The sequence below is a fragment of the Labrenzia sp. VG12 genome (assembly GCF_002237595.1).
In the GTDB taxonomy this organism is placed as follows: Bacteria; Pseudomonadota; Alphaproteobacteria; order Rhizobiales; family Stappiaceae; genus Roseibium.
On the sequence record NZ_CP022529.1, the window covers coordinates 2,751,487 to 2,778,044 of the forward strand.

25 protein-coding genes are annotated in these 26,558 nt (G+C 59.0%); 2 read left to right on the forward strand and 23 right to left on the reverse strand.

Annotation, left to right across the window (positions count from 1 at the left end; genetic code table 11):
- Nucleotides 1–5: 5 nt before the first annotated feature.
- From CHH27_RS12925 to CHH27_RS13045, 23 genes are all read right to left on the reverse strand, one after another.
- Nucleotides 6–923, reverse strand: coding sequence for a carbohydrate ABC transporter permease (locus CHH27_RS12925; protein ID WP_094071952.1), 918 nt, complete (start codon nt 921–923; stop codon nt 6–8).
- The gene (locus CHH27_RS12930) at nt 920–1,801 is read right to left on the reverse strand and encodes a carbohydrate ABC transporter permease (protein ID WP_094071953.1); all 882 of its coding nucleotides are present in this window, start codon (nt 1,799–1,801) and stop codon (nt 920–922) included. Before CHH27_RS12930 ends, CHH27_RS12925 begins: the two co-directional genes overlap by 4 nt.
- 136 nt (nt 1,802–1,937) lie before the next feature.
- Nucleotides 1,938–3,185, reverse strand: coding sequence for an ABC transporter substrate-binding protein (locus tag CHH27_RS12935; RefSeq protein WP_094074721.1), 1,248 nt, complete (start codon nt 3,183–3,185; stop codon nt 1,938–1,940).
- 21 nt (nt 3,186–3,206) lie between these two features.
- The gene (locus CHH27_RS12940; RefSeq protein WP_094071954.1) at nt 3,207–4,400 is read right to left on the reverse strand and encodes an aminotransferase class I/II-fold pyridoxal phosphate-dependent enzyme; all 1,194 of its coding nucleotides are present in this window, start codon (nt 4,398–4,400) and stop codon (nt 3,207–3,209) included.
- 407 nt (nt 4,401–4,807) lie between these two features.
- The gene (locus tag CHH27_RS12950) at nt 4,808–5,377 is read right to left on the reverse strand and encodes a hypothetical protein (RefSeq protein WP_157738912.1); all 570 of its coding nucleotides are present in this window, start codon (nt 5,375–5,377) and stop codon (nt 4,808–4,810) included.
- A 305-nt stretch (nt 5,378–5,682) separates the two neighbouring features.
- On the reverse strand, nt 5,683–6,705 hold the full coding sequence (locus CHH27_RS12955) for a methyltransferase (RefSeq protein WP_094071957.1): 1,023 nt from the start codon (nt 6,703–6,705) through the stop codon (nt 5,683–5,685).
- 517 nt (nt 6,706–7,222) lie between these two features.
- Nucleotides 7,223–7,702, reverse strand: a complete 480-nt coding sequence (locus CHH27_RS12965; protein WP_094071959.1) for a GNAT family N-acetyltransferase — start codon at nt 7,700–7,702, stop codon at nt 7,223–7,225.
- Nucleotides 7,703–7,711: 9 nt separating this feature from the next.
- Nucleotides 7,712–8,374, reverse strand: a complete 663-nt coding sequence (gene bluB, locus CHH27_RS12970) for a 5,6-dimethylbenzimidazole synthase (RefSeq protein WP_094071960.1) — start codon at nt 8,372–8,374, stop codon at nt 7,712–7,714.
- A gap of 6 nt (nt 8,375–8,380) precedes the next feature.
- On the reverse strand, nt 8,381–8,929 hold the full coding sequence (locus CHH27_RS12975; protein WP_094071961.1) for an adenine phosphoribosyltransferase: 549 nt from the start codon (nt 8,927–8,929) through the stop codon (nt 8,381–8,383).
- 100 nt (nt 8,930–9,029) lie between these two features.
- Nucleotides 9,030–9,908, reverse strand: a complete 879-nt coding sequence (locus tag CHH27_RS12980) for an S-methyl-5'-thioadenosine phosphorylase (protein WP_094071962.1) — start codon at nt 9,906–9,908, stop codon at nt 9,030–9,032.
- Between the two features lie 58 nt (nt 9,909–9,966).
- Nucleotides 9,967–10,458, reverse strand: coding sequence for a heme-binding protein (locus tag CHH27_RS12985; RefSeq protein WP_094071963.1), 492 nt, complete (start codon nt 10,456–10,458; stop codon nt 9,967–9,969).
- Nucleotides 10,459–10,529: 71 nt separating this feature from the next.
- A complete protein-coding gene (locus CHH27_RS12990) occupies nt 10,530–11,369 on the reverse strand; it encodes a cytochrome c1 (protein WP_094071964.1) in 840 nt (279 codons plus the stop codon).
- A gap of 30 nt (nt 11,370–11,399) precedes the next feature.
- A complete protein-coding gene (locus tag CHH27_RS12995) occupies nt 11,400–12,665 on the reverse strand; it encodes a cytochrome b/b6 (RefSeq protein WP_094071965.1) in 1,266 nt (421 codons plus the stop codon).
- A 26-nt stretch (nt 12,666–12,691) separates the two neighbouring features.
- Nucleotides 12,692–13,252 carry a ubiquinol-cytochrome c reductase iron-sulfur subunit gene (gene petA, locus CHH27_RS13000; protein WP_094071966.1) on the reverse strand — a complete coding sequence of 187 codons (561 nt, stop codon included), beginning with the start codon at nt 13,250–13,252 and terminating at the stop codon, nt 12,692–12,694.
- A 307-nt stretch (nt 13,253–13,559) separates the two neighbouring features.
- Nucleotides 13,560–15,398: an ABC transporter ATP-binding protein gene (locus CHH27_RS13005; RefSeq protein ID WP_094074722.1), complete on the reverse strand. Its 1,839-nt coding sequence runs from the start codon at nt 15,396–15,398 to the stop codon at nt 13,560–13,562.
- Between the two features lie 2 nt (nt 15,399–15,400).
- A complete protein-coding gene (locus tag CHH27_RS13010; protein WP_094071967.1) occupies nt 15,401–15,829 on the reverse strand; it encodes a hypothetical protein in 429 nt (142 codons plus the stop codon).
- Between the two features lie 373 nt (nt 15,830–16,202).
- On the reverse strand, nt 16,203–18,083 hold the full coding sequence (locus CHH27_RS13015; RefSeq protein WP_094071968.1) for a bifunctional diguanylate cyclase/phosphodiesterase: 1,881 nt from the start codon (nt 18,081–18,083) through the stop codon (nt 16,203–16,205).
- Between the two features lie 137 nt (nt 18,084–18,220).
- Nucleotides 18,221–19,540, reverse strand: coding sequence for a methyl-accepting chemotaxis protein (locus tag CHH27_RS13020; protein WP_094071969.1), 1,320 nt, complete (start codon nt 19,538–19,540; stop codon nt 18,221–18,223).
- Between the two features lie 159 nt (nt 19,541–19,699).
- Nucleotides 19,700–20,101 (reverse strand): DUF2177 family protein, encoded by a 402-nt coding sequence (locus CHH27_RS13025; RefSeq protein WP_094071970.1) that lies wholly within the window; start codon nt 20,099–20,101, stop codon nt 19,700–19,702.
- A 92-nt stretch (nt 20,102–20,193) separates the two neighbouring features.
- Entirely contained in the window at nt 20,194–21,981 is a 1,788-nt protein-coding gene (locus tag CHH27_RS13030) for an ABC transporter ATP-binding protein (protein ID WP_371681853.1), read from the reverse strand.
- Nucleotides 21,982–22,157: 176 nt separating this feature from the next.
- Complete coding sequence (locus CHH27_RS13035; RefSeq protein WP_157738913.1) at nt 22,158–22,952, reverse strand: ABC transporter substrate-binding protein; 795 nt, start codon at nt 22,950–22,952, stop codon at nt 22,158–22,160.
- Nucleotides 22,953–23,193: 241 nt separating this feature from the next.
- Entirely contained in the window at nt 23,194–23,964 is a 771-nt protein-coding gene (locus CHH27_RS13040; RefSeq protein ID WP_094071973.1) for an ABC transporter substrate-binding protein, read from the reverse strand.
- A 138-nt stretch (nt 23,965–24,102) separates the two neighbouring features.
- Nucleotides 24,103–24,876 (reverse strand): ABC transporter substrate-binding protein, encoded by a 774-nt coding sequence (locus tag CHH27_RS13045; RefSeq protein WP_094071974.1) that lies wholly within the window; start codon nt 24,874–24,876, stop codon nt 24,103–24,105.
- A gap of 213 nt (nt 24,877–25,089) precedes the next feature.
- On the opposite strand from CHH27_RS13045, the gene CHH27_RS13050 reads away from it, so the two are divergent.
- Together CHH27_RS13050 and hemF are read left to right on the forward strand one after the other, a co-directional pair.
- Nucleotides 25,090–25,560: a tRNA (cytidine(34)-2'-O)-methyltransferase gene (locus tag CHH27_RS13050; protein WP_094071975.1), complete on the forward strand. Its 471-nt coding sequence runs from the start codon at nt 25,090–25,092 to the stop codon at nt 25,558–25,560.
- 55 nt (nt 25,561–25,615) lie between these two features.
- The gene (gene hemF, locus CHH27_RS13055; RefSeq protein ID WP_094071976.1) at nt 25,616–26,542 is read left to right on the forward strand and encodes an oxygen-dependent coproporphyrinogen oxidase; all 927 of its coding nucleotides are present in this window, start codon (nt 25,616–25,618) and stop codon (nt 26,540–26,542) included.
- The last annotated feature ends 16 nt before the right edge of the window (nt 26,543–26,558 follow it).

The window sequence follows — 26,558 nt, forward strand, 5'->3', positions numbered from 1 at the left end:
ATTGATCACCCCTTGACGGCGCCGGCAGCGATGCCGCGCACGAACCAGCGTCCGGAGAAGAAATAGACGGCCAGCGGCACCAGGGCCGTCAGCAGCGTGGCGGCCATGTTGACGTTGTAGGCAACATCGCCGCGCGCCGAATTGACGATGTTGTTGAGCTGCACGGTCATCGGAATGTTGTCGCGCCCGCCGAAGATCAGGCCGAGCAGGTAGTCATTCCAGATACCGGTCACCTGAAGAATGACGGCAACGATCAGCATCGGCGTCGACATCGGCAACAGCACGTGAAAGAAGATCGCGAAGAAGCCGCCGCCGTCGACACGCGCGGCATTGAAGATCTCCTTGGGAAGCGAGCTGTAAAAGTTGCGGAAGATCAGCGTCATGATCGGCAGGCCGAAGATCGTGTGGATCAGGACGATCCCGGCAAGGCTGCCGTAAAGACCTGTCACCGAAAAGATCCGGATGATCGGATAGATCATCACCTGGTAGGGCACGAAGGCACCGAACAGCACGATGAAAAAGAACAGTTCCGAGCCCCTGAACTTCCAGTAGCTGAGCACGTAGCCGCAGATCGCGCCGGCCATGATCGACACGAAGAGGCTCGGGATCAGGATCTTCACCGAGTTCCAGAACCCGACCTTGATGCCCTCGCAGGTGAGCCCGGTGCAGGCACTGTCCCAGGCAACGATCCAGGCTTCAAAGGTCCAGATTTCGGGCCATTCCAGAATGTTGCCCAGACGGATTTCCGGCATCGTCTTCAGCGAGGTCAGCACCACGACATAAAGCGGCAGCAGAAAGAACGCCGCGGCCATGACCAGAAACAGATAGATTCCGATCCGGCTTGGCGTGAGCTTGCGCGGTGGCTTGCCCTGAGGCCCCGGTGCAACGTTCGTCACGAAGGGTTTGGCTGGGACCTGGTTCATGACGCCCTCCTTTTGCGCATGTTCTGGGCGTAGAGCCAGGGTGCGAGAGCCGCGATCACGGTGATCAGCATGACGGTTGCGCCCGCCATGGCGAGGCCGATATTGGCACGCCGCAGGATATGGTCGAGCACGAACTTCGCTGGCACTTCCGTTGCAATGCCCGGTCCGCCATCCGTCATCGCCACAACGATGTCGTAGCCCTTGATCACGGACAGCGACAGCAGGACCACGCTGGTGAAAATCACGGGCCCGAGGATAGGCACGATCACGTGCAGATAGACCCGCCAGGGTCTGATGCCGTCGACCCTGGCGGCCTTCCAGATTTCCGGTTCGACTGATCTCAGGCCCGCCAGCATCAAGGCCATCACCAGCCCGGACGCCTGCCAGATGGCCGCGATCACAATCGTGTAGATCGCCATCTGCTGGTCGACCAGCCAGTCGAACGTGAACCCCTCCCAGCCAAGCTCCCGTACGCTTTTTTGAATGCCGAGTGACGGGTTGAGCAGCCATTGCCAGGCAAGGCCGGTGACCACGAACGACAAGGCATGCGGACACAGGAAGATCGTCCGGAAAACGGATTCCGCGCGCACCTTCTGGTCGATGAACACCGCCAGCAGAAAGCCGAAGACCAGGGAGCCGCCGACAAAAAAGATGCCGAACGTGACCATGTTCTGCAGCGAGACGAGCCACCGGGTCGTTGCAAACAGGCGTTCATACTGGCGCAGGCCAACATAATCGTGGCTCGGCAGCAGTTTTGAACCGGTGAAGGAAAGCTGCACCGACCACAGGACGCAGATTACGAAGATGGTCACCGCGACTATGACAAAGGGCGTAATCACGAGCCTTGCCGTCAGCTGTGACGAACTCAAGCGTAACATGTTGGTTTCCCGTTTGGAGTCTTATGGGGTCCAGGCAGTTGCCTGCCTGAAAGCGCTGCCCCCGGACGAATGCCCTAAAGTGTCCTGGCTGTGTCCGGGGGCTCAGGCGCCGCGGGAGGATGGCGCCGCTATCGCGTCAGTCGATGGATTTGAAGGCCGAGTTCATCAAGGACAGAACATCCTCTTCGCTCATGCCTTCGGAATTCCAGTACTCGGTGTAGATGTCCTGCAGCGCTCCGGCGAGATCCGGCGAGATATACATGCTGGTCGAACCGACATGGACCTTCGCATCGCTGGTCAGCTTGATCGCCTGCTGGCCGCAGGCGTCCATCTGCGAGGCATCCACATCCGGCCGTACGGGAACGGACCCCTTGACGTTGTTGAACGCCACCTGGACCTTCGGATCGAGCATGGTGGTCGCCATCAGTGATTGGGCCTCGCGGTCCGCATCACTGCCGGTCTTCGGGAACACGAAGACATCGCCGGAGATCATGTAGGTCGAGCCGGGCAGGACGGCCGGGACGCAGCCATAGTCCTTGCCGATTTCCTTTTCGGCCGCGATGAATTCGCCTTTGGCCCAATCGCCCATGATCTGCATGGCGGCCTTGCCGGAGATGACCATGTTGGTGGCGTCATTCCAGGACCGGCCCGGCGAACCGCTATCGGTTGCCCGCACCAGATCGCGCAGCCGCGTATAGGTCGACACCACCTGCTTCATCTCGTCAGATTCAAGCGCAGACAGATCGCGATCCTGGAACAGGCGCAGATAGAGATCCTGGCCACCGATCGTCAGAAGAACCGCGTTGAATGTCAGCCGCTCCTGCCAGGCCTGGCCACCCAGTGCAAGCGGTACGATACCGGCTTCCTGGAGTTTCTCGGCCGCGGCAAAGAAGCTGTCCCAGTCGCTGGGCGGCTCCACGCCTGCCTGTTCCAGGAGATCGATGTTGTACCAGAGCCAGTTGGAGCCGTGGATATTGACCGGCAACGCATAATAATGACCATTGCGCTTGACCAGATTGTCGATGATGGGCGGGAACAACTCGCCCCAGTTGCCGGCCTCCGCTTCGGCATCGATGTTGTTCAGCACGCCCGCGTCGATGAGCTCCTCGAACTCCCGCGATGTGTTGAACTGGCCAACCTGCGGCGGGTTTCCGCCCATCAGCCGGTTGGTCAGCATCGACTTCGCCATGTCGGTGCCACCGACACCGGAATCGATCCATTCGCCGCCGGCGGCATTATAGGCCTCGGCAAATTGCTTGATGGCCGCAGCTTCCCCCGAAGAGGTCCACCAGTGCAGCACTTCCGCCTTCTTGGTGTCGGCGAGGGCCGGCATGGCGACCGCCGCGACAGCAACACCTGCCAGCAGGGTTTTGATCAGTTTCATGTTCTCCTCCAGTGTCATCAGTTACCCACCCAGCGCATTCTCCTTCACCGCCTCCTGATGCCAGGCGGCATCAAGAGCTGTGGTGATGTCCTCCAGAAGCGCGGATGCACCTTCGAGCCCGGCAAAGAACCGGACCGAATTTTTCGAAATTTGGAATGCGTTCAAGGCGTTCGGACCCGAATCCTGCCGGTTGGCAATGGCAGCCGGCAGCACCAGGCTTTCAAACCCGCCCCAACTGACGCCAAGGCGGAAAATCCTGAGGGCATTGCAGAATGCCCGGATATCGCCCCCCTCCTGAAACGTCAGGGTGAAGAGACCGCCCGCGCCGCTCAAGGTTTCCGGCAGCGGTTCGGCATGCCCGGGACGGTGAATTCTGGCAATGCGCGGATCGTCTTTCAGCCGCTCGACGATCCAGTCCGCGGTCTGCGTGTGCGCGTCGACACGCAGCGCAAGCGTGCGCAGCCCCCGCAGGATCAGGGAGGCTTCCATGGCTGACAGTTTGGCGCCAAGCAGCGGCACCGCCGTTGCACGGATGCGGTCGATGTAAGTGGGATGACCGATGACGCATCCGGCAACGACGTCACTATGTCCTGACAGATATTTTGAAGCGGAATGCACGACCAGATCGATGCCTGCCTCGATCGGCCGCTGCAGCACGGGCGACGCGAAGCTGTTGTCAATCAGCGTGATGACGTTCTTCGCCCTGGCCAGCGCCGCAACCTTGCGCAGGTCCAAAGTCTCGAAAACGAAGCTCGACGGGTTTTCCAGGAAGAGCAGCGTGGCGCCCTCAAGGCGGCCCTGAAGAGCCTCCAGGTCCGACGCGTCGACATAGTCCGTTTCGATACCAAAGCGCGGCAGCAGCACTTCGAACAGGCGATACGCATCTGAATAGGCATTTCGGATGCTGACAATCCGGTCACCAGCCTTGAGCAGCCCGAGCACCGCGCTGGAGATCGCCGCCATTCCGCTTGAAAACGCGATGGCCTTGCCGCCGCCTTCCAGCCTGGCCAGCTTGTCTTCCAGCAGCCGCACCGTGGGATTGCCGGTTCGGGAATAGAGATCTGCGGAACTGGCACCGCTGTAACAGTCCTCAAGCGCCTCATAGGTCTGAAACAGAAAGGTCGAGGTCTGAAAGATCGGCGGCACCGCCGCGCTGAAGGCAGCTGCCGTCTCGTCCCGTGTCAGCACCAGATCCAGACCAGAGGTATGCCGCATGAGGTGTGCCCGCTCCATCAACAATTCAATTCATAAGACATCAGACGTCTGATGTCTTACCAAAAACATGTTTTGCCCTCGGATTGTCAAGCGGGAAATGGGACGTGCTTCGTCGCTATGTCCGAAGGGTCCCGGTTTTCCGGGCTTTTTGGGGTCTCTTTTTTCTGAAAATACGCTTCGACGTCACCTGGACGGTCAGACAAACGCGGAGCAAAAACGGCAAAGCCGCTTTGGCAGGCGAGAGAAAGACGACTGTGAATCGGCTCCTGACGCTGGTCTCAGGGGAGCAGCTGGAAGGATTTGCAACCGAACTGGAGCTGTATCAACCGTGAAACAGGCGCCAAAACAGGGGGCGGCTGGTGAACCGCCACTCTCAACAGCACCGTTTTGCCAATGAAGTAGGACGCTTACCGCCGCAGCAGGATCTCCGCCACCCTGCCACGGTCGGATGCCGGAAGGCTGGCAAGGTACCGCTGAAGCTGGCGCACCGTCGCTGTCTTTTGAAGGTTCAACGCGCTTAAGAAATACCCCGGTAACGGCAAGGAGAGCATCAATGCCAGGCAGATGAACAGCAGCGGATCATAAAGGCGATGCTGCGCCGGCAATGCAACAAACAGCACCACCAGCCCGACGGTGCATGTCCAGTAGACATGATCGCTCCAGAACGGATTGATCATGTTGGCTTCCCTGGAGAAATTGATTGCGACGATATTGGCTGCAAGGACGCCTGCCAGCGCAACAAAAAACGGATAGGGAAAAGAGGTCGACAAGGCGTGAAAGGCCAGCGCATAGGCTGAGGCGAGACCGGTGCACAACACCACAGATCGAAGGACCAGCGATACGGCGATCCTTGATCCGCTCTCGGACGGAAAGCGTTCCTCCACCAGCCGCCACTGCCTTGCCTGCTCGATCTGCATGTCGAGCTCATTACCGGTCTGACCAAAGGCACTCGGTCGATGATTCCGCTGTAAAGCCATCTTGCTATCCGACGCTGTTGACTGTTTGGAGGACGGATACCCGTGACCGCGTCCTGCTTCCAGTGCGCCCGGGAAAGACGCTACGTTTCCGCAGCGAGGCCCCACGCACCTGCTCCTGTCAAACACCTACATCACCGGACTTAAGAACAACTAAAAACCGAGAGATTTTCGATCTACAACCGTTTTTGACTACTAACGGTGAGACCCGCTGAAGTCGGCTACCGGTCCCCTGCCGCCCTCAAGACAAAGGCGTTCAGGGAAAAGCACTCCATCCCTCAACAGGAACAGGCACTGCTTGACACCAGTCATTCCGGCTTGTGGCCATGCACAAGCATGGTCATGCCCGGGATCATCGGCTCGATCGCAATGTTCGTGAACCCGGCTGCTTCCATCAACCCGGCGACATAGGAGCTGGTGATGGAGCGGGCCTCGGGATTGAATGCCGTGTGCTGGAGCTGCCAGAGGGCGGCCAGTTTCGGGCCGTCGCGCGCCTCGTCCACCATGAAGTCATGCACCATGAAATCTCCGCCGGGGGTGAGCACTTCAAAGGCCTTGCGCACCAGCCGCGGGATGGATGTGCCCGGCACACCGGAAAAGAGGTAGGACATCAACACCGCATCCGCATGTTCCGGCCAGGGATCTTTCAGAGCGTTGCCGGGCCGGTAGGCGATCCGGCTTTCCAGCTCTTCCTCGGCGATGAACTCCTCACCGACCTTCGCGACATTCGGAAAATCCAGAATTGTCGAGCGCAAGCCGGGATAGGCCTTGCAGAGCGAAATCGAAAAGGCGCCCGTGCCGCCACCAACATCGAGCAGCGTTTCGGCGGCCGACAGGTCGACCAGCTTGGCAAGACCCCGCCCCGGCCCCAGCGAACCGGCATGCTGAGACCTGGAGTAAAGTCGCGCCTCGTCCGGATCGCTGAACCAGTCTTCATAGGAGGCCACCTGGTCCTCCTCGAGCGTATCGGTCAGCGCTTCATTGAGCTGTGTGAGAAACGGATACATCTGCTTGTCGATCTGGAAGCGCAGATAGTCGCCGAAGTCATATTTGCGCCCCTTGACCAGAAAGGCCTCGGCAGCCGGGGAATTCGTGAAAGCATCGCCTTCCTTGCGCACAAGCCCCAGACTGGTGAGCGCTGTCAGCAGTGTCGTTGCCCGGTCCGGATCTAGATCACTTTTCTTGGCCACATCTGCAGGAGACAAGCTTTTCTCGGAGAGAACAGAAAACAAATCGACATGAAGTGCAGAAAAAAGCGCCTTCGACCCCATAAAACCAAAGGCAATATCAGAAATTTCTTCAGCCGTTTCCAGTGACTTCGCTTCGGCCATAATTGATCCTCCTCAGAAATTCTGAGTTAAAAATGTACAGAGCTCTCCCGGACAGGGAAAAATTCTTGAGAATGGTCAATTATAACTATTGTGCAGCGCAATGCAAATTGCACCGATAACGGCAGCCGGCAGCTGCCTGACCGAATTCGCTTGAAGATTTCAGACCTGCAATTCACCTTCGCAAGGTTCGACCGTCACAGCGCCAGATCTGGTCCATTTTGAAGGGATGACTGATGTACACCACACCCCGTTTTCTCGGTCTCCCGCGGCATTTGCCTGAAGGCCGACCGCCCAAAGCAGTTCTTTTCGGGGCCGGCCATGGCACGACATTTCCCTGCCGGGACAGCGGCGGCCATGCGCTTGCAGCCGACGCCATCAGGCGCGCCAGCCAGGAAGACGCCGGGCTTGTCGACCGTTGGGATTTCGACCTGAACGGTCCTTTGTTCAACGGCAGCCTCGTGTGCTGCATCGACGCGGGCAACGCGCCAAGCTCCATTGATGAGGTGACCTTTCGGCCTCAAAGACTGCGCGCAAACAGGACTTCGTCGCGGATCTCGATGCCATAATCGCCGCGCAGCGGAATTTCCGGTTTCTTCTCGCGCTCCGCGTCAATCACCCCCTGGGCGATGCGCTCCAGGCGGAAGCCGCGGCGCTGATAGAAGCGGAAGGCATCCAGGTTGTCATTGGAGGTGCGCACGGTCAGCCGGTCGATGCCGCTGGCTTTCGCGTCGTCGACAACCGCATTGAGCAGCAGCGTTCCGGTCCCGTGCCAGCGATTGAGCGAATCGAGCGTCAGGATTTCCCATTCCTGATCACGTTTGATCAAGGTGACCAACCCGACGAGTTCGTCACCGGCATAGGCGACGAAACCCGGCAGTGACGACGCATCGACAATTTCGCCATCCAGCAGCATTTCCGGTCCTGCCCAGCGTTCTGCCAGAAGCTGGTAGACGGCGTCCTTGTCATCCTCGGTGATCCGGCGTGTGACGATGCTCATGACCTGCCCTCAGCGGTGAAGTATACGCGACGACAGCGGTGTCCGTGCCTGCCAGCGTGCCCGTTCCAGTTCCGGATCGACATGTTCTTCTTCCGGAAATCCGACGCATAGATAAGCCACGAGCCGCCAGCTTTCGTCAACCTGCAGGATATCTGCGACCTTTTCAGGGTCGAGGATCGACACCCAGCCGACCCCCACACCTTCCGCCCGGGCCGCCAGCCAGAACGTGTGGATCATGCTGACGGTGGAATAGGCCAACGTCTCCGGCATGGTCATGCGGCCGAGCCCGTGCCCCTGCTCCGGATCCTCGTCACTGAAAACGGCCAGATGCACCGGCGCTTCCTTGAGGCCCGCCAGCTTGAGCTGCCGGTAGAGCTGTGCCTTGTCGTTGGCGTAGCTTTGTGCGGCAGCTTCATTTTCCGCTTCGAACGTTGCGATGATCTCGCCCCGTTTCTGCTCGCTGTCGACAATCACGATCCGCCACGGCTGGCTGTTGCCAACGGACGGCGCAAGATCGGCCAGCTCCAGCAGATGGTGCAGTGTCTCGTCCTGCAACGGGTCCTGTCTGAACCGGCGTACATCCCGCCGCCACTTCAAAAGGGTCTCGAAATCAGTGCGAAACCGTTCGGAGAAGTCCGGTTTGGCGCCGTCGCCCGCTTGTCCTCCCGACATGGCGGCTCAGTGACCCGGAAATTCCACCAGCGTGCGCACCGGCACGTTGAGGGCTTCCAGCTTCTTGCGGCCGCCCAGGTCCGGCAGGTCGACGATGAAACAGGCGGCCTCGATATTCGCGCCCATCGAGCGAAGCAGCTTGCAGGCCGCTTCGGCAGTGCCGCCGGTGGCGATCAGGTCGTCCACCAGGATGACATGGTCGCCCGGGCGGATGGCATCCTTGTGCATCTCCATCTCGTCCAGGCCATATTCCAGCGAATAGGCGATGCGCACGGTTTCGTGCGGCAACTTGCCCTTTTTGCGGATCGGCACGAACCCGGCCGACAGCTGGTGCGCAACAGCGCCGCCGAGAATGAAACCACGGGCCTCGATGCCCGCGACCTGCTCGACCTTGGACCCGGCCCAGGGCTGGACAAGCGCATCAACGGCCCGGCGAAACGCGCGTGCATTGCCCAGAAGCGTCGTGATGTCGCGGAACAGGATGCCCTCTTTGGGATAGTCCTTGATCGTGCGGATGGCGCTGATCAATTCATCCTGGATCGTCTGTTCGGTCATCACATGTCTTTCTTTTAAAAACGTTCCGGCCGAAGCCCCCGGCCGGTGGTTATACCAAGTTTCCGCCGGTGGTCGAAGCCAATTCAGATGGACAAATGGGTTAGTCCCGGTTCAGCACACGCCCGGCCACCGCGTCGAGTTTGGCAACCAGCGCCGGATCGCGTTTGTCGGGTGCGGTCATGAAGGCAAACTCCAGCGCCGTGTCGGAGCCCGCCGGACAGGACTGGTGCTCTTTCGGCAGATCCCGCGCCACCCGGGCCACGAGGCGCTGCGCGTTTTCCGCATTGTCGTGAAGGACCTTGATGATCGCCTGAATATCGACTTCGCCGTGATCGGGATGCCAGCTGTCATAGTCGGTCACCATGGCAACGGTCGCGTAGCAGATCTCCGCTTCACGGGCGAGCTTGGCCTCCGGCATGTTGGTCATGCCGATGACGTCACAGCCCCAGGACCGATAAAGATGGCTTTCGGCCAGCGAAGAAAACTGCGGACCTTCCATCGCCAGGTAGGTGCCGCCTTTCGAAAAGGCGAGGCTTTCCGCCTCCGCTGCCGCAGCCACCGCATCCACCAGCTTGGGGCTGACGGGGGTCGCCATGGAGACATGAGCGACACAGCCGGTTCCGAAGAAGCTCTTCTCGCGGGCGATCGTGCGGTCAATGAACTGGTCCACCAGCACGAAGGTGCCGGGTGCGTGTTCTTCTTTGAGCGAACCGCAGGCCGAAACGGACAGCAGATCGGTGACGCCGCAGCGCTTCATCACATCAATGTTGGCGCGGTAGTTGATCGTCGTCGGAGAATAGACATGGCCCCGGCCGTGGCGCGGCAGAAACACGATCTTGAGCCCGTTGATGGTCCCGATGCGCACCTGATCGGAAGGTGTCCCCCAGGGGCTTTCGACCGAGATCCATTCCGCATCTTCCAGGCCGGGAAGGTCATAGATGCCGGATCCGCCGATAATGCCCAATACTGCGTCTGCCATAACCGCTCCCAATCACATCAGAAAACCGGTGCTTCGTCGCACCGGATGCCAGCAAGGTTTATTTCAACTGATCGGCAATGGCGTCAAGGCCGGCCTGCGCGCATTTGGCCTCATTTTCGCTGCCGCCTCCTCCGGCAACACCGATCCCGCCAAGCAAGGTTCCGGAAGCCGTCAAGATGGGCAGGCCGCCCCCAAGCGGCACCACACCCGGCATGGCACTCAGATCGCCGGCGCGGCCCTCCGCCACCTGTTGTTCCAGCTCCAGGGTCGGCATATTGAAGGACGCCGCTGTCCGGGCCTTGGAGCGGGCTGCCTCGGACACCTGTGCGCCGCCCATATTGTTGCGCAAGGTCACCTGCTCGACACCGAAGCGGTCGACCACCGCGGCTCCCGCCTGGTAGCCGGCTTCATTGCAGACCTCCACGGCCCGCAGGGCAGCGCGCATCGCGAGCTGAAGATCCAGCACCTCGACCGTATGCGTTGCAGCGGACTGGGAACTTGCCGGAAAGGGAAGCAAAACAAACAACAAGACAAGGAATGCGCGGCGCATGCGTCACCTCAAAAAAGAAAAAGCCGCCGGAACTACCGGCGGCTTTCATCATGCACTGTAACCTCGAGCAATCAATGCTCAACGTTGCGCCAGAGTTTCTTCTTCGTGAAGTACAGCAGGCCGGCGAAGACGATCAGGAAGATCATGACCCGGAAGCCGATCTTCTTGCGCTCTTCCAGATGCGGCTCTGCGGCCCACATCATGAACGCGGCAACGTCCTTGGCATACTGGTCCACCGTCATCGGCGTGCCGTCGGTGTATTCAACAGCCTCATCATAAAGCGGCGGAGCCATGGAGATGAACTGGCCGGCCAGGAAGGAGTGGTTGTAGTACTGACCTTCCGGAACTTCGAGACCTTCCGGCGCATCCACATAACCCGTCAGCAGCGAGTAGATGTAGTCCGGGCCGTTTTCCTGGTACTGGGTGAAGATGTCGAATACGAAGCCCGGGAAACCGCGCTGCGCGGCACGGGCTTTCGCCAGCAGCGAGAAGTCCGGCGGGTAGGCGCCGTTGTTGGCTGCACGCGCTGCCTGCTCGTTCGGGAACGGAGACGGGAAGCGGTCGGCCAGAATGGCCGGACGGTCATACATGTCGCCGAAATCATCCGGGCCATCGACAACGGTATACTCCGCTGCAATCGCCTTGGCCTGATCTTCGGTGAAGCCAGGACCACCGTCTTCCGCGAGATTGCGGAAGGCGACGAATTTCAGGCCGTGACAGGCCGAACAGTTCTCGCGATAGACCTTGAAGCCGCGCTGCAGCTGGCCACGGTCGAAGAAACCGAACGGGCCGGAGAACGACCACTGCTGGTAGTCGATTTCAACCTTGGCGCCTGCGGCGACGGCCGGCGTTGCGATGGCAAGAGCTGCCACCGCCGCGAGGGAACGAACCATATTGATCATGGTGCTCATTGTCTCAATTAACTCCTGATCCGGTTCGCGTTACTTCGTGTCCGGTGCGGCAGCCGCACCAGCCGGTGTACCTGAACCACCCTTCAGAACCGCTTCGGAGATCGAGGCCGGAAGAGGCTTCGGCTTCTCGAGGAAACCGAGCATCGGCAGGATGATCAGGAAGTGGGCGAAGTAGTAGGCGGTGAAGATCCGCGACAGGGTCACGTAGATGCCTTCCGCCGGCATGGCGCCAAGGTAGCCAAGGGCCACGCAGACAGCTGCGAAGATCCAGAAGAACTGCTTGAACAGCGGACGGTAGGCGCCGGAGCGAACCTTGGACGTGTCCAGCCAGGGCAGGATGAACAGGACCGCGATCGCACCGAACATCAACACGACGCCGCCGAGCTTGTCCGGAACCGCACGCAGAATGGCGTAGAACGGCAGGAAGTACCATTCAGGCACGATGTGTGCCGGGGTCACCAGCGGATTGGCCTCGATGTAGTTGTCGGCATGGCCCAGGTAGTTCGGCAGGTAGAAGGCGAACCAGGAGAAGAGCACCATGAAGACGACGATCGCGAACAGATCCTTGACCGTGTAGTACGGGTGGAACGGAACGGTGTCCTGCTTGGTCTTCGGCTGCACGCCTGTCGGGTTGTTGTTGCCGGTCGTGTGGAACGCCCACACGTGCAGCAGAACCACGCCGAAGATCATGAACGGCAGCAGGTAGTGCAGGGAGAAGAACCGATTGAGAGTCGGGTTGTCGACCGCAAAACCGCCCCACAGCCATGTCACGATGGTCTCGCCGACCAGCGGGATGGCGGAGAACAGGTTGGTGATAACCGTTGCACCCCAGAAGGACATCTGACCCCAGGGCAGAACGTAGCCCATGAAGGCGGTGCCCATCATGATCAGGAAGATGATCACACCCAGGATCCAGGAAATCTCGCGCGGCGCCTTGTAGGAACCGTAGTAGAGACCGCGGAAGATATGGATGTAGACGGCGATGAAGAACATCGATGCGCCGTTCGAGTGGAGATAACGCAGCAGCCAGCCGAAGTTCACATCGCGCATGATGTGCTCAACGCTGCTGAACGCCAATTCCGTGTTCGGCGTGTAGTGCATGACCAGAACGATCCCGGTCAGGATCTGTGCGATCAGCACGAAAAAGAGAATGCCGCCGAAGGTCCACCAGTAGTTCAGGTTTTTCGGCGTCGGGAAATCCACGAAGGAACCGCGAACGAGCGAAATGACCGGCAGGCGGCTTTCCAGCCACTTTGCCGCAGCGCTCTGCGGTACATAGTTTGAGTGTCCAGCCATGGCTGCCTCCTAAAAAATGCTTGCCGTTAGCCGATCTTGACGGTCGAGTCGCTGACGAACTCGAGCGGCGGAATGAGCAAATTCTCGGGAGCCGGTCCTTTACGGATACGGCCGGCGGTGTCGTAGTGGGAGCCGTGGCAGGGGCAGAACCAGCCGCCGAACTCGCCGGCGTCGCCAATCGGCACACAGCCAAGGTGGGTACAGATACCGACCTGAACCAGCCAGTTTTCCTTGCCCTCGACGCCGCGGTTCACATCCGTTGCTGCCGCATCGGCCGGAAGATTGGCGTTCCGGGCCAGCTGGTCCGGCAGATCGCCGACCGGCACAGCCTTGGCCTCTTCCACTTCCGTCTCGGTGCGGTTGCGGATGAATACCGGCTTTCCACGCCACTGAACTGTAATTGATTGCCCCTCTTCCACGGCGGACACGTCAACCTCGATGGAGGCCAGCGCCAATGCGGAGGCGTCCGGGTTCATCTGGTCGATAAAGGGCCATGCCAGCGCGCCGGCGCCCACAGCGCCCATGGCGCCGGTCGCAATGTAGAGGAAATCGCGGCGGGTCGGTTCCGCCTGATCCGTATGTGCCAAGGTCGCGTCCTCTCGAAACCTGTTCTACCTGTACCGAAAGCCCGCAACAGGTCCGATTTCCCTTCTTGCCCAAGAAGAGAGCGGAACCATGCCGGGCTTTTCGGGGGCCAAGTACAGTGAAACTCTGCACTGGCCAAGCGGCTTGTCTTTTTGCACCCTTCGAAACGCTTGTCCAGTTCAACAAACGTGTCGAAACGCATATGTCGCAGGCAAATCCACCACCGCGCCGCTTTTCTGCCCTTTTTTTGCGAACAAGCGCAAGACCGGAATTCAAATGAATCCCGGCCCTGCTGGTTTTCTAACGCTTTTAAGCTGCCTGAACAGAGGACAAAAAGCCGCCGGACTGGTGCTGCCACAGCTGTGCATAGAGGCCATTCCGGTCCAGAAGCTCCTGGTGAGAGCCCTCTTCGATGATTCGACCCTGGTCCATGACAATCAGCCGGTCCATGGCCGCGATGGTCGACAGGCGGTGCGCAATGGCAATCACCGTCTTGCCCTTCATCAGTTCGAACAGGCTCTCCTGGATCGCCAGCTCGACCTCTGAATCGAGCGCCGACGTTGCCTCGTCCAGGACAAGGATCGGAGCATCCTTCAACAGAACGCGCGCAATCGCGATACGCTGACGCTGGCCACCGGACAGTTTGACACCGCGTTCACCGACATGGGCGTCCAGGCCGGTGCGACCGTTGAGATCGGTCAGATCCTTGACGAAGTCAGCAGCATGGGCCTTTTCAATGGCCGCCTCCACGTCCGCGCGACTGACATCCGGCTTGCCATAGGTAACGTTTTCCAGGATCGAGCGGTGCAGCAACGAGGTATCCTGCGTCACCACACCGACATTGGCCCGGATGTCATCCTGGCGCACCCCGGAAATGTCCTGACCGTCGATCACGATCCGCCCGCTTTCAAGGTCATAGAACCTCAAAAGCAGATTGATCAGCGTCGACTTGCCGGCTCCGGAGCGACCGATCAGACCGATCTTCTCGCCTGGTTTGATCACCAGGTCGAGATTCTCGATCACGCCGGTCTGTTTGCCATAGTGAAAGCCGATGCCTTCGAACAGGATCTCGCCTTTCGGGACCTCCAGGGCCACGGCGTCCGGCGCGTCCGTGACGTCCCGCTCCCGCGAGATCGTGTTGATGCCGTCCTGAACGGTGCCGACATTCTCGAACAGGCCGGACACTTCCCACAGGATCCATTGCGACATGCCCTGAAACCTCAGGACAAGCGCAACGGCAACCGCAATTTCACCCGTCGTCACCTTGCCGGCCTGCCACAGACCGATGGACATGCCACCGACGGCAAACAGCAACACCATGTTGAGTGTCGTCAGAGTGATGTTCATGCCCGACACCAACCGCATTTGCTGAAAAACGGTCTTCAGGAACGATGTCATCGACGTCTTGGCATACTCCTCCTCCCGCTCGGCATGCGAAAACAGCTTCACGGTGGAGATGTTGGTGTAGGCGTCGACGACATGGCCGGTCATCAGCGAGCGGGCATCCGCCTGGTCCCTGGACACGTTCTTCAGCCGCGGAATGAAGATCCGCATCGTGATCAGGTAACAGCCGAGCCAGGCGACAAACGGGATTAGGAAGTAGAGACTGGCTTCCGCAACCACGAACAGGGCAGCCACGAAGTAGACCGCCACATAGACCAGGATGTCGGCAATCCGCGTGACGACCTCCCGGACCGCCAGAGCCGTCTGCATCAGCTTGTTGGCAATCCGCCCGGCAAAGTCATTCTGATAGAAGGATATGCTTTGGCGCAGGAGGTATCGGTGTACACGCCAGCGCACGGACATCGGATAGGTGCCCATCAGCCCCTGGTGAAACAGCATTTCCCAGAAGGCTGCAAAGGCGGGCAGCAGCACCAGAACAACAAGTCCCATCCAGAGGAGCTGCCGCCAGTTGTCCTGGAAGAATGTTTCCGCGTCTTCCGTGCTGAGCCAGGTCACCAGCTCCCCCAGAAACGTGAAGATCATCACTTCCAGAACGGCAATGATTGCGCCCAGCACCGATACGCCGGCCAGGATCGGCCAGACCGGCTTTGTGTAGTACCAGCAAAAGGCCCAGAAGCCTTTTGGCGGCACATCGAGTTCGGTATTTTCAAACGGATCTACGAGTTTTTCGAAACGTTCAAACATGGTCATCTCTCCGACCCGCTCAACCGTAACACGGCAAGGTGGGTCAAGGCATTCTCCTGGTCAAGGGAGCGAGCGACGGGGCGAAGCGTGCGGCTTGACGCCAACATCAGGAGGCTAGCCACAAAGCTTGTGAATGCCAGGGCCAGGATAAACGTGCCCCAGAACAGCGCACCGAGCTGGTCCGCAAAAACAGAGGCTGGCATCAGGCGTCCGGCAACTTCAAGCGCTTCGATCCGGCTCAGGTTGTAGATAAAGACCGGAATGAAAAACACAACGGTGGTTGCGAATGTCGCCCCCAGGAACACGCCGACGGCGGCGAAAAAGCGACGCGCGCGGCCGAAACGTCCTGGTTCCGGCTCTTCCGGCAAAGTGACGTCGAAATCCGGACGGTCTGCGAGCGCAGACAGGTCCGGTGAATAATGGACTGACATCGGATCGTCTCCGAAAAGGGATCGTATTGGATGGTGACGACAGACAGACGCAAGGCGACTGCAGCCAGCAGGCACGGCTTCAGCCGGTCACCGCAAATCTTGGATTTTGAATGAAGGCTCGCGGCCTCCTAGCGGAGGCGTGCAGAGATCCTTGGGCAACCCGCAAGGGCGACAAACGGGTGGATCATGCTGTGATCTATCATGTAGCCCTCCTGGTTGCGCAGCCGGGCGGCTGCTGGGGATAAAAAATCAGCTGTCGGCAGCTGACAATTGTGGTGGTAACCGCTTTTGCCAGGCTTGGGAAGGGCAATTGCGTCATTTCGCTGCACGAGGCCGAAACCTGTTGCCCAACCGCCACAGCCTTTGAACGCATCTACTGAACGCGCTTGTCCTGATCCGTTTCGAGTTTCAGCTCGAAAGCCCGCATGTGCAGCTCCGCTTCGCGCGGTGACATCGGCGCTGACACAACTTCCCCCTGGATCCTCTTGCAACCGAATTCCTTCAGAATGTCGAGTTGCTCGGGACGATTCACACCGGTCGCGCAGGCCTCAAGACCCAGGTTTCCCGCAAGGCGGATCACGGACTGGACCAGCTGGCGCATATTGTCCTGCTCTTCCATGCCAGCCACCAGTTCCGGACAGATCTTGAGCATATCTGCGTCCAGACGGATCAGCTGACCGGCGCCTCCGTGTCCACCGCCGAATTCATCGACAGCGACCCGGCAACCGGTTGCGGACAGATCCTTGATGATGTTCACCAGCCCTTCCGGCTCGTCAAACCGGATGATCTTTTCATCCAGCTCGACAATGATGTCGCTCGCGGGAATGGCGACATCCTCGCTTAACTGGCGGATGGCGTCCATGGTGCCGGGTTGCTTGAGACCGACCTCGGTCAGGTTGACAGACAGAAAATAGGGAACGTTGGAGGCTTCACGCAGACGCTTGATTTCCGCCAGGCCTCGACGAAGCGCAAAGAGTTCGATCTGGGCAATACGACCAGCGTCTTCCTGACGCGACAGCAGCTTTGCGGGATCGACCAGGCCGTCCGTCGGATGCAGCCAGCGCGCATAGACTTCGTAACCGACGATCTGCTGGCGCTTCAAACAGTATTGCGGCTCCATCAACAGGCTCAGGTCACCCGTCACCAGATCCTGATCCAGCCGCGCCAGGACCATCCGGCGCTGGCGGTGGGCAGCGCCGATCGCGTCCGTGTACCAGGCAAAGCAGTTGCGGCCCGATTTTTTCGCCGCATAAAGCGCAATATCCGCCCGATGGATCAGCTCTGAAACACTTGCATTGGCCGGATCTGCCAGCACCAACCCCACGCTGCCCGCCACGCGCAGCTTCTGTCGGTCAACGGTAATCGGCCTGGAAATCCCACGCAGGATCTCTGCCCCCAGATGCTCCATCTGCTCCGGACCTGTCGGTTCGTGGACAACCGCGATGAATTCATCGCCACCAATCCTGGCCACGAACCCTTCGGGTTCGAGCACCGACTTCAGCGTTCTGGCGACCTGGCACAGCACCGCATCACCGGAACTGTGTCCGTGATTGTCATTGATATCCTTGAAGTGATCGAGATCCACGTGAATGATACCGACCTGCCCAGTCCTGCCGGTCTTGGCCGAGACCCTGTCCTGCAGATAGGCCGACATCTTCGCCCTGTTGGCGACCCCAGTCAGATCGTCATGTTCGGCCTGGTGTTTCAGGCGTTTGCGCGCTTCTTCCAGTTCCGTGACATGCTCGACCTGGGAAGTGACATCCCGGCAGATCAGGATGATCTTGGTGTCTTCTTCCCTTTCTCCCTCGACCACGGCGAAGGTAAGCTGGTTCCAGAAGAGTTCACCGTTCTTGCGGCGATTTCGGATCAGCTCGTGCACACCGGACCGAACCTTGTCCAGGTCGTATTTGAAGTTTGCGATCGCTTCCGGCGACAGCGTGTTTTCCGGTGCGAGAATGAACTCCTGCGGCCGCCTGCCCCGCACTTCATCTGCCGTGTAACCCGTGATCCGGGTGTATGCAGGATTGGACCATTCGATATGTCCATAGATGTCCTGCATGATCAGGCCCTCATGGACATGTTTCACGACCATGTTCAGGACCGCGGTATCATTGCCAAAGCTGGAGTTCTTGGAGGTACCGGACCGGCTGGTTCGTGAGCGGCCGGCAAAATAGCCAAAGACAAGGACAGCAAGAGCGGTCCCTAGAAAAAACACCACGTGATCAATCGGCAGATCTGCCAAGTTGTCTGACATATTCCAGTTTCAGCTCAGATTAAGATCAGATTTTATTTTATTCACCTAATTCTGAACCAATCTCTAAACAGGAATTCTCGATTTCTCCATATTAGTAATAACCCCAATACAGAAATGACATCTAAGGAAGATGACGTCTAAGCTGCACGCACACTTTGCAAGAACTGGCTTACCTGCTTCTGCAAGTTGTTGGACAGATCACCGAGCTCGGATGCCGCCCCATGCATTTCGCGGGTTGCAGACTGGCTCGTCTCCATGGCTCCGCTCAGGGCCTCTACGGATTCCGCGGCAAGCTCCGAACTTGAGCGCGCGGTCTGGGCGTTGCTGCTGATCTCCTGTGTCGCGGTCGTCTGCTCTTCAACCGCCTCCCGGATTTTCCCGGAAATCTCGCTGACCCGGCCGATGGTTTCCGCAATCGAACGAATGGCGGTTTCCGACAATTCGGCGACTTCCTGAACCGAGGCAACCTGCGCGGAAATGTCGTCTGTGGCCTTGGTTGTCTGTTCCGCAAGTGCCTTCACTTCGTTCGCGACAACGGCAAACCCGCGGCCGGCCTCCCCGGCCCGCGCCGCTTCGATAGTGGCGTTCAGGGCAAGAAGATTCGTCTGGCTTGCGATCTGGCTGATCAATTCAACGATCTCGCCAATTGCCCGCCCGGTCTCGGACAGCCGCCCGACAATCTCGTCGGTTTTTCGCGCTTCTTCCACTGCGACGCTGGCAATGTCCGTTGCCTGGTCGACGTCCTGGCGCACCCGGCCCAGGGAATCGGACAGCCGGTCCGCCGACCCGGTGACAATCTCGACCGATCCGCTGGTATCGGACGTTGCCGTATGAACCTGCGAAACAGCCTCAAGCGACGAATTCACTGCGTCATTGAGGTCCGTGGAGTTGTGCTCAACGCTTTGCGCGGCCTTGGAAAGCGCGGAGACAACACCGATGACGGATTTCTCAAAATCATCCGCAACGTCCTGCATCAATGCCTTGCGCTCTTCGCTGAGCGTTTCCTGATGTGCGAGTTCCTTGCGTGCCTGCTCCTTCGCCCGTTCTGCCAGATCCGCCCGAAAGGCCGTCACGGATCGCGCAATAGCGCCGATTTCATCGCTGCGGCCTTCCCCCTCGATCTGGATATCAAGATCACCGGACGACAATCTGTCGAGGCCGTCCTGCAGACGTGCCAGGGGGCGTGCAAGTCCGACAGCCAGGATGACAGCGAAGCCCAGAAATGCCAGCCCTACAGGCGAAACGACCAGCCCGATCGTGATCATCTGATCGAGGATCAAGGTGTCGATCTGACGGGAGACATCCCCGGACAGAAACTGTTCAGCCCCCTCAGGCGTGCCGATTTTTGCAATGATTGCTTCACGGAACGTATAAAATGCAAATGCGGTGCCGGCCATCATGATAGCTGATGCAGTCAGCACCATGGCAACAAATCGGCCCTTGATCGAAAGTGTCACGAGATTTCCCCGGTAGTGTCTCTGATCCTGGACAGGCCGCTCAATCGGCTTGCCTCAGGCGGGCGAAATACTACCGGGATGCACGTAAAAATTCAGTAACGCTCAAGAGTTAGGGAAAATACCTATCCCTTTGCAAGACACCGGTTGACCCCTGTCGGGTCAAACCAGCAGTCTCGTCAGCAGGTATCCAAGGCTTGCGGAAATGGCCGACAGAAACGTCCCCCAGGCCACGTCGACCACGGCAACAATCACCGGCCAGTTCTTGAGCGTGGCATAGTTGGTCACGTCGTAGGTGGCATAGGTAAAGAACCCGAACAACGCGCCATAGGTGATCGCGGTCACGATACTCTCGCTCCGCAAGGCTGGCGCAACGGCGAAGATGACGATGCCGATCACATAGATGATGTAGAAAACGCCGGCCGCGGCCAGGTTCGGCTTCTCCATCAGGAGGTGTCCGATCCGATCGAAATAGAAACGGGTGGCAACCTGTGTCAGCCAGACATAGTCGATGGCAAGGAACACAAGGGCCGTCGTGACATAGGCGATGATAAGCTTGAGCATGGAAATCTCTGTTGCGGTCTGAGAGCTTTACGTCCGCCGCCCCTAGCCGGATCAGACAAACGCCGATCTTGAGGCGTTTTCCGTGCCGGACCTCAAATAGGCTCCGTTTGAGATTTCAGGAAACCGCCCGACTGCCGGTGCCAGAGCTGCGCATAGAGACCATCGGCTTGCTCCAGCAGGGTCTGGTGCGTTCCCTGCTGCACGATGCGGCCCTTGTCCATGACAATCAGTCGGTCCAGGGCCGCGATTGTCGACAGCCGGTGCGCAATCGCGATCACCGTCTTGCCGGTCATCAGGGCCTGAAGATTGTCCTGGATCGCCGCTTCGACTTCCGAATCCAGTGCCGATGTCGCCTCGTCGAGCACCAGGATCGGCGCGTCCTTCAAAAGCACGCGCGCAATCGCGATCCTCTGCCGCTGCCCACCGGACAGTTTCACACCGCGCTCGCCAACAAAGGCATCCAGCCCCCTGCGCCCGCGCTTGTCTTCCAGCGCCTCAACAAATGTCAGCGCGTGCGCCCGGCGCGCTGCTTCGACAATCTCGTCTTCGCCGGCTGTGCTGCGCCCATAACCGATATTCTCCCGGATGGACCTGTGCAGCAGTGACGGGTCCTGGGTCACCATGCCGATGGACCGGCGCAGGCTCTCCTGACGAACCGTCCGGATATCCTGCCCGTCTATCAGTATGCGCCCGCTCTCGACATCATAAAACCTTAGCAGCAGGCTTGTGATGGTGGTTTTACCGGCACCGGAAGGGCCGACAATGCCGACGCGCTCACCAGGCTCAATAGACAAGTTGAGGTGGTCAATGACACCTCCTGCCTTGCCATAGTGAAAGCGGATGTTTTCAAAGGAGATGGCGCCCTTGGAGACCTTCAGGTCCAACGCCTGGGGATCGTCGCTCAGCGCGATCGGCTTGACCACCGTTTCCATGCTGTCCTGCATCGACCCGAATTGCCGGAACAGGCCGTTGAGCTGATTGAACAGGCGGTTCAGCAGGATGTTGAGCCTGAGGATCAGGCTGAGGGCAAAGGCGACATGCCCGGTGCTGATGCCGCCATCCTGCCAGATCATGAGCGCCATGCCGGCAATGGCAACAATCAGCAATCCGTTGATGAAGGACATCGTCATCCGGATCGAGGTCAGCAAGCGGGTGAACACCTTCATCTTGTCGAGAAAGCCTTCAACGGCACCGCGCGCGCCGCGGTTTTCCTCTTCGAGGGACCCGAAAAGCTTGACCGACTGAATATTCGTATAGGTGTCCACGAGCCGTCCGGTCACACCGGAATAGGAATGGGCGAGATCTTTCGCGGCAACACGCACACGCGGGACAAAATTCAGCGCTGCCGCGGCAAAACAGGCGAGCCACAGCGCGACCAGAATTCCCAGACGGAGATCAAGCTCCGTGATCAGAACCAGCGTCGTAAGGGCATAGACAACAATGAACCAGGCGACCTGAAGCAGGTTGATCATGAAGTCGCCGGCCGACATGCCGGACTGCATCACCTTCTGCGAAAGGCGCCCCGCCAGATCATCCTGAAAGTAGCTCAGGCTCTGTTTCATGACCCGTTGATGGCATTGCCAGCGCACCAGATTGAAGAACCCCGGAACGACGGTCTGTTCTTCGACCAGCGCCATCAAGGAATTGACGATAACCCGCACCACCAGCACCACAAACGCCATGCCGGCCAGGGTCCAGCCGTGGTCGGAAAAGAATGTTTCCCGGTTGCCGTTTTCAAGGAGGTCGACCAGGTCGCCGAGAAAGTTGAAGATGGCGACCTCGACAAAGGCAGCTGCGCCCCCCAGCGCCAGCATGGCCGCAAACGGCCAGCGCACCTGAGATACGAAGTAAAACAGGAAGGCGATGCCGCCGCGCGGCATTTCGGCTTTGGGCGGCTCCCGGAAAGCGTCTATCCAGGATTCAAAAAGGCGGAACAACGGAGACACGGACAAGTTCCAAAAAAAGGGGAAACGATTCTTGCCTCTATCCTACGCAAGGGTGCAACGGTTGGCCCAACGAAAAGAAAGGGCCAAAGGATCCAGCTCCTCGAAAGGCGTCAATCCATGATATTGCTGAAAACAATTCGGTCGACAGTACCGTCCTGCCTCATGTCTTTCAGAACCCGGTCCAGTTCCATCTTGAACCGATCCGCTGCGGCGGGGGCCCAGGTTTCGGCAAGCCCGACAAAGGCAGCCTCGTAAGTCAGCTGCTTCACTGGCTCGATCCTGTCGTACTGCCCCTGGTCCAAAATCGGGTCGACCACGGACTTGTCCTGGACATAGCAATCAGCACGGCCGAGATGCAGCAGTTTCAGGTTCAGGTCCGTCGTCTGCTCCTCGTTCAGGAAGATCTCGCCCCTGGCAACCATGTCGAAGAACGCCGATCCCGGCGTCGAGAAGCCGCTGTTGTTTCCGAAGACGAGACCTGAAAAGTCATCCGGGTAGGTCCAGCCCTTTTGAGCAACTCCCTTCCGGCAGAAGACAAAAACGCTCTCGTACAGGAGCGCAGCAGAGTATTCTCTCAGCCAGGGCCGCGTCGTTGGGCGGTAATAGGTTCCAAGGAGTGCCTGAACGCGGCCCGTGCTGACCAGATGCAGGGCGCGTGGCCATGGCAAGGCCCTCAGATCGATTTCGTAGCCAGGCATGCGCCGGTCGGCTTCCCTGATGATATCGGCATAGATGCCCTGCGGCCCCGACACTGTCTGCATCATGTAGGGAGGGTAACCCGCATCCTGAACCATCGTCACGGTTTCGACAGGCTCTTCACCCTGCGCCGCGGCTGCGGTCGCGAATATGCATGCTGCAGCAAGCAGCAAAGATCTTGGCCAGAACAGGAACGGGTGTTGTGCCACCTCTTTTCTCACCAGTTTGGAATCGCCGGAAACACACCGCCACCATCATAGCGGGGTCAGTCGAGAGTGCCTACTCAGATGGCGTTGCAATTTGACGCGCTCTCGCCCGGAACGGGCAGAGCACGAGCTTGTGTGACAGTCTTTTGCTGCGTCCGCGCCAAAGGGGTCCTGTTGGCGCGGAAACGCAGTTTCCCGGTTGCTTCAGCCGACGACCCCATTTGGGGTCGGAAGGTCCGAAGTTCTAACCGCCAACGTAATTCTTGATGATCTTGTCGATCGTCCCGTCGGCTTTCATTTCCTTGATCGCCTTGTCCATGGCGGCGATGAAGGCTTCCGCTTCCGGTCCGGTCCAGGTGTCGGTATAGCCGATGAAGGACTCTTCCGAACTGGCATCCGTCACGCGTTCGACATTGTCGATGCCGCCGGAATTGATCGCGATTTCCGCCGAGAGGCGTTCCTGCACATAACAGTCGATGCGACCTGCAGAGAGTTTCTTCAGGTTCTGTTCCGTGCTCGGCGCTTCCTGGAGCGTGATGTCACCGGCTTCAACCATGGCAAAGAACTTGGCGCCAGGTGTCTGGAAACCGGTATTGTTGCCGAAGGTCAGTCCCTTGTAATCGTCCGGGTAAGTCCAGTCCGCCTTGGCGACACCCGGATGGCAATAGACGCTGACCTGTTCTGTCATGGCCGGTTCGGAATAGGTTGCGATCCAGGGGCGCGCTTCAGGCTTGTAATAGGTTCCGACCAGTCCATGGGCCCTGCCCTTCTCGACCAGTCCCACGGCACGTGACCATGGCACGGCATCCAGCTTGAATGACATGCCGTCCATTCGCCGGCCGGCCTCCTTCACCACATCGGCCCAGATCCCCGACGCGTCCGCTCCCTCTTTCAACATGTATGGCGGATAGGCCTCATCCTGAACGAGCACGATCTCCGCAGCCACGGCCGGTCCGGAGACAACGCCCACAACGAGTAGAGTTGAAGCAAATAGGGAATGCAATTCACGGTACATATTTGAATACTCCTCACTACTTGCGATTTAGCACTCTAATATTGTGTAGAGAGAAGTTTCCCCAAACATTAAACCGGGAAATTACCAGCAGTAATTGCAATAAGATTACCTGAAATTCTTCCAGTAGGGTCAGCGTAATTACGAAGACCCCAGGTAAGCGCTGATGATGCGGTTGACCGACCCGTCCTGGTGCATTTCTGTAAGCACCCGATCCATTTCGGCGATGAAGGCATCAGCGTCAGGGCCAATCCAGCTTTGGGAATAGCCGATATGCGCCGTTTCGGAACTGATGGTTTGCACCCGTTGAACATTCTTCAGGTTATTGCGGCGGATTTCCCGCTCGGCCGTGAGCTGCTCCTGGACGTAGCAATCGAGGCGGCCAAGCTCCAGCATGTTGAGGTTCATCTCTGTTGTCTGGGCTTCAAGCAGCGTGATGTCGCCGGCCTTTACCAGTTCAAAGAAACGTGCCCCCGGCGTTCGAAAGCCGGTGTTGTTTCCGAAGGTCAGCCCCTTGAAGTCATCAGGATAGGACCAACCCTGCCGGGCAACACCCGGTCGGCAATAGACGCTGACCTGTTCGGTAAACAGGGGAACGGAAAAGTACCGGATCCAGGGTCTCACAACCGGCCTGTGATAAGTTCCGACAAGTCCTTGGGCGCCACCGCCGCGAACCAGCTCTATCGCTCTTGGCCAGGGGACCGCCTGTAGCGCAAACTCACTTTTTTGAAGTCTCTCGCCGGCCTCATCCAGGATATCGCTGTAGATCCCGACGGCGTCGATTTGCTCCGCGCCCATATAGGGCATGTAGGAATCGTCCTGAACAAGGAGAACCTGCTCTGCGGCAGCACCGGCTGTCTGCATCAAAGACAGCAGCAGAACAAACGAACCGAAGGTAAATCGTTTCTCTCGCATCAACACCTGCCGCTGCAGCCTCCTGATGAAACGCAGACGCTCAAATTAACGCAGCGTCATTAAGGAAATTTTACGGAGACCGCCGAAAGTCGCCCTCAACTCGGACCCGACGTCCAAACGAGCCTGTGCCTCAAGACCAACAGCCGCACGTGCTTTGCGCTCACGACAATCTGCTGATATGCCCCGCCCAGTTGAGATTTCACACAGGTCACCATGCCAGATATCGCGCTTTATCAGCCGGATATTCCACAGAACACCGGAACCATCCTGCGTCTTGCCGCTTGCATGAATGTGCGGGTGCACATCATCGAACCCGCCGGCTTTCCGATTTCCGACAGTGCGCTCAAACGGGCCGGCATGGACTACCTGGAACGCGCGGCCATGACCCGGCACGTTTCGTTTGAGCAGTTCGAGGCCTGGCGCACACCGCTCAGGAGGCGCATGGTGCTTTTGACCACCAAGGCGACTGACACCTACACCGGGTTCCGGTATTGCGCCGACGACATTCTCTTCCTGGGCCGCGAAAGCACCGGCGTTCCCGACAGCATTCACGAAACGGCAGACGCACGGTTGACCGTTCCGATGGCCGAGGGCATGCGATCGATCAACGTTGCGGTCACTTGCGGCATGGCACTTGGAGAAGCCTTGCGGCAAACAGGCACATTTCCTAGAAGCACAGGGTAGTGTTTTTGAAGGCACCGCGTCAGCGGTTGCACATTTCTTTGCTTAGGACGATGTCATGAACGCACCTTCCCCCGAAAACCGCGGCGGCCCCATTCCGGATGGCATCGACGACAAGAAAACCACCGCGCCCGCCTGGTTCAAGGAGTTGCGCGACCGGATCTGCCAGGCGTTCGAAGACCTGGAGGACGAACTCGGTACGTTGAACGGGCCGCTTGCCGACCAGCCGGCCGGCCGGTTCGAACGCACCCCGTGGGAGCGGACCGACAGCACCGGAGCAAAGGGCGGCGGCGGCGTCATGTCCATGATGCACGGCCGCGTTTTTGAAAAAGTTGGCGTTCATATCTCAACGGTCCACGGCGAGTTCTCGCCCGAGTTCAGGGGTCAGATCCCCGGTGCCAACGAAGACCCGCGTTTCTGGGCCTCCGGCATCAGCCTGATCGCCCATCCGCAGAACCCGCACGTGCCTGCGGTTCACATGAACACGCGCATGGTGGTCACGACACGGCAGTGGTTCGGCGGCGGTGCCGACCTGACACCGGTTCTCGACGCCAGGCGCACGCAGCAGGACCAGGATACCGTCAGTTTTCACGAAGCGATGCAGACTGCCTGTGACGCCCATGACGTAGCCGACTACGGCGCCTACAAGACCTGGTGCGACGACTATTTCTTCCTGAAACACCGCAACGAGCCGCGCGGCATCGGCGGCATCTTCTACGACTACCTCAACAGCGGTGACTGGGACGCCGACTTTGCCTTCACCAGGGATGTCGGCCTGGCCTTCTTGAACATTTATCCGGAGCTTGTACGACGCAACTTCGCAAAGACCTGGACGGACGCCGACAGGGAGGAACAGCTGGTCCGGCGCGGGCGCTATGTCGAATACAACCTGCTTTACGACCGTGGCACGATTTTCGGGTTGAAGACCGGCGGCAACGTCTCTTCGATCCTGTCCTCCATGCCGCCCGTGGTGAAGTGGCCCTGACGGTTCCTGCCACTTT

Coding starts and splice junctions, on each gene's coding strand:
- CHH27_RS12925 (WP_094071952.1), bottom strand. CDS start 923: ATGAACCAGGTCCCAGCCAAACCCTTCGTGACGAACGTTGCACCGGGG.
- CHH27_RS12930 (WP_094071953.1), bottom strand. CDS start 1,801: ATGTTACGCTTGAGTTCGTCACAGCTGACGGCAAGGCTCGTGATTACG.
- CHH27_RS12935 (WP_094074721.1), bottom strand. CDS start 3,185: ATGAAACTGATCAAAACCCTGCTGGCAGGTGTTGCTGTCGCGGCGGTC.
- CHH27_RS12940 (WP_094071954.1), bottom strand. CDS start 4,400: ATGCGGCATACCTCTGGTCTGGATCTGGTGCTGACACGGGACGAGACG.
- CHH27_RS12950 (WP_157738912.1), bottom strand. CDS start 5,377: ATGGCTTTACAGCGGAATCATCGACCGAGTGCCTTTGGTCAGACCGGT.
- CHH27_RS12955 (WP_094071957.1), bottom strand. CDS start 6,705: ATGGCCGAAGCGAAGTCACTGGAAACGGCTGAAGAAATTTCTGATATT.
- CHH27_RS12965 (WP_094071959.1), bottom strand. CDS start 7,702: ATGAGCATCGTCACACGCCGGATCACCGAGGATGACAAGGACGCCGTC.
- bluB (WP_094071960.1), bottom strand. CDS start 8,374: ATGTCGGGAGGACAAGCGGGCGACGGCGCCAAACCGGACTTCTCCGAA.
- CHH27_RS12975 (WP_094071961.1), bottom strand. CDS start 8,929: ATGACCGAACAGACGATCCAGGATGAATTGATCAGCGCCATCCGCACG.
- CHH27_RS12980 (WP_094071962.1), bottom strand. CDS start 9,908: ATGGCAGACGCAGTATTGGGCATTATCGGCGGATCCGGCATCTATGAC.
- CHH27_RS12985 (WP_094071963.1), bottom strand. CDS start 10,458: ATGCGCCGCGCATTCCTTGTCTTGTTGTTTGTTTTGCTTCCCTTTCCG.
- CHH27_RS12990 (WP_094071964.1), bottom strand. CDS start 11,369: ATGAGCACCATGATCAATATGGTTCGTTCCCTCGCGGCGGTGGCAGCT.
- CHH27_RS12995 (WP_094071965.1), bottom strand. CDS start 12,665: ATGGCTGGACACTCAAACTATGTACCGCAGAGCGCTGCGGCAAAGTGG.
- CHH27_RS13005 (WP_094074722.1), bottom strand. CDS start 15,398: ATGTTTGAACGTTTCGAAAAACTCGTAGATCCGTTTGAAAATACCGAA.
- CHH27_RS13010 (WP_094071967.1), bottom strand. CDS start 15,829: ATGTCAGTCCATTATTCACCGGACCTGTCTGCGCTCGCAGACCGTCCG.
- CHH27_RS13015 (WP_094071968.1), bottom strand. CDS start 18,083: ATGTCAGACAACTTGGCAGATCTGCCGATTGATCACGTGGTGTTTTTT.
- CHH27_RS13025 (WP_094071970.1), bottom strand. CDS start 20,101: ATGCTCAAGCTTATCATCGCCTATGTCACGACGGCCCTTGTGTTCCTT.
- CHH27_RS13030 (WP_371681853.1), bottom strand. CDS start 21,981: ATGCCGCGCGGCGGCATCGCCTTCCTGTTTTACTTCGTATCTCAGGTG.
- CHH27_RS13040 (WP_094071973.1), bottom strand. CDS start 23,964: ATGTACCGTGAATTGCATTCCCTATTTGCTTCAACTCTACTCGTTGTG.
- CHH27_RS13045 (WP_094071974.1), bottom strand. CDS start 24,876: ATGCGAGAGAAACGATTTACCTTCGGTTCGTTTGTTCTGCTGCTGTCT.
- CHH27_RS13050 (WP_094071975.1), top strand. CDS start 25,090: ATGCCAGATATCGCGCTTTATCAGCCGGATATTCCACAGAACACCGGA.
- hemF (WP_094071976.1), top strand. CDS start 25,616: ATGAACGCACCTTCCCCCGAAAACCGCGGCGGCCCCATTCCGGATGGC.